Below are 2,628 nucleotides of genomic sequence, written 5' to 3'. Positions count from 1 at the left end.
CGACCTCGTGGCCAGAGGCGTCCACGTCGTCGGACTCGAGCAGATGTCGCCGGCGCATCTCTACGACGGTGGGCGCGAGGGCGACGACGACCTGACTGCCGTGCAGTCACGTCGTCACGTGTTCGACCAGGTGCTGGCTCGAGCCTGCGACCGGGCCGACCTGCGCGTGGTCACGACACCGGCGACAGGTGTGCTGGTGGACGACGAAGCAACGGTTCCCACCGTGACCGGCCTGGTCCTCTCCGACGGCTCCACCGTCCCTACCGACGTAGTCGTCGACGCCGCCGGGCGTCGCTCACCCGTGACCGGGTGGCTGCGCGACCTCGGGATCGTCCAACCGGAGCGCACCGACCCCTGCATCGCGCGCTACTACTCACGGCACTACCGCGTCGTCGGCGAGAAGCAACCGCTCAACGTCGGGTTTGCCGACATCTGGGGCTTCACCTGCCACAACCAGCACTTGTTCCTCGGCGATGGCGACACCGCCGTCGTCGCGCTGGCGGCCCACGACCGTGACCCGGTCCTCAAGGCGCTGCGCCACGAAGAAGCCTTCGAGGCGATCCTGAGCGCCAACCCCGCCTTCGACGGGTGGCGCGAAGCACTGCGTCCGACCTCAACGGTGTTCTGTCTCGGCGCTTTCGACAACCGCGTGCGGACGCTGGTGAAGGACGAGCAGCCGCTCGTGCTCGGCCTGCACCAGGTGGGCGACGCCCTTGCGATCACCAACCCGACCCGTGGTCGCGGGGTCTCGATGGGCCTGATGAGTGCAGGGCGCCTGACTGATGCACTCTGCGACCACACCGATCCCTCGGACCGGGCCCTCGCCTTCGAGGAGTGGCGGCATCGTGCATTGCTGCCGCACTACCGCGAGTGCGCGAGAAGCGACTCGGTCAACTCCGCCCAGCTGCGGGCCGGACTCGAGGGCCGTCGCCTGCCGAGCAACGTGCCGAACGTGGAGCTGCCCGAGGATCACCCCATCACTGCCGAGCAGCTGGAGCGCGCAGCCGACCTCGACCCTGACCTCTACCGGGTGGCGACTCGCGCCAGCGTGATGCTGGACGACGAGCGAGCGCTCGAATCCGTCTCGGTGTCGGCCCGGGTCCTCGAGGTCCTTGGCGAGGCCGGTCCCGAGCAACCCCCGCTCGAGCGGCCCTCGACCGCTCGCGACCTCGACGACCGAGACTTTCTCGAGCGTCTCCTGACGCCGTACCTCTGACGAGCCGCGCGGACCGAGCCGCGCTGGGTCAGCGACCTGCGTAGTTGGGCGCCTCGACGGTCATCTGGACGCCGTGCGGGTGGCTCTCGGCCAGGGAGGCCGACGTGATGCGCACGAAGCGGCCCTTCTCCTGGAGGTCGGCCACGGTGCGCGAACCGGTGTAGAACATCGACTGGCTCAGGCCACCGATGAGCTGGTGGGAGACCGCCGAGAGCGGACCGCGATAGGCCACCTGACCCTCGATGCCCTCGGGGACGAGCTGGTCGTCGCTGGTGACCTCGGCCTGGAAGTAGCGGTCCTTGGAGTAGGACTTCTTGCTGCGGCTCGACATGGCACCCAGGGAGCCCATGCCGCGGTAGGCCTTGAACTGCTTGCCGTTGACGAAGACCAGGTCGCCCGGCGACTCCTCGCAGCCGGCGAGCAGCGAGCCGAGCATGACGGTGTCGGCACCGGCGACGAGCGCCTTGGCGATCTCACCGGAGTGCCTCATGCCGCCGTCGGCGATGACCGGGACGCCGGCCGGCTTGCAGGCCAGCGAGGCCTCGTAGACGGCCGTGATCTGCGGGACGCCCACCCCGGTGACGATGCGGGTCGTGCAGATCGAGCCGGGCCCGACCCCCACCTTCACCGCGTCGGCGCCGGCGTCGACGAAGGCCTGTGCGCCCTCACGGGTGGCGACGTTGCCGCCGATCACCTGGACGTGCCTGGTGGCGGGGTCGGTCTTGAGACGCTCGACCATCTCGAGCAGCATCCGCACGTTGCCGTGGGCGGTGTCGGCGACCAGGACGTCGACCCCGGCCTCGATGAGTGTGGTGGCGCGCTGCCAGGCGTCGCCGAAGTAGCCGATGGCGGCGCCGACCATGAGGCGCCCGTCGGCGTCGTTGGAGGCGAGCGGGAACTGCTCGGACTTCACGAAGTCCTTGACGGTGATCAGTCCACCGAGGCGACCGTCGGCGTCGACCAGCGGCAGGCGCTCACGCTTGTGCGCGCGCAGCAGGGCAGTGGCGTCGTCGCGCGAGATGCCGATCGGGCCGGTGATCAGCGGCATCGGCGTCATCACCTCGTCGACCTTGGTGGTCGGCCACTCGGCGACCGGGGTGAACCGCAGGTCGCGGTTGGTGATGATGCCGATCAGCAGGTTGTCGTCGTCGACGACCGGAAGGCCCGAGACGCGGTACTCGCCGCAGATGCGGTCGAGGTCCTCCAGCGTGCGGTCGGGGGTGATCGTGACGGGGTTGGAGATGATGCCGGTCTGGGTGCGCTTGACCAGGTCGACCTGGTAGGCCTGGTCCTCGATCGACAGGTTGCGGTGCAGCACGCCGATGCCGCCCTCGCGCGCCATCGCGATCGCCATCCGCGACTCGGTGACGGTGTCCATCGCGGCGCTGATCAGCGGCACGTTCAGCGTGATC

At 69.4% G+C, this 2,628-nt stretch carries 2 protein-coding genes; one reads left to right on the top strand and one right to left on the bottom strand.

Translation table 11 applies throughout. The features are described 5' to 3' along the window. A partial coding sequence (locus tag VOI19_RS17860; RefSeq protein WP_323794295.1) for a hypothetical protein occupies window positions 1-1,216 on the top strand: 1,216 nt, incomplete at its 5' end. 28 nt (window positions 1,217-1,244) lie between these two features. On the opposite strand, the gene guaB is transcribed toward VOI19_RS17860, so the two are convergent. Next, the coding region (gene guaB, locus VOI19_RS17855; protein ID WP_323794294.1) for an IMP dehydrogenase at window positions 1,245-2,628 on the bottom strand (1,384 nt) is incomplete at its 5' end.

It is taken from the genome of Nocardioides sp., assembly GCF_034670285.1.
Taxonomy (GTDB): domain Bacteria; phylum Actinomycetota; class Actinomycetes; order Propionibacteriales; family Nocardioidaceae; genus Nocardioides.
Note: the sequence above shows the minus strand (reverse complement) of the source record. Positions and strands in the feature narration are given on the sequence as shown.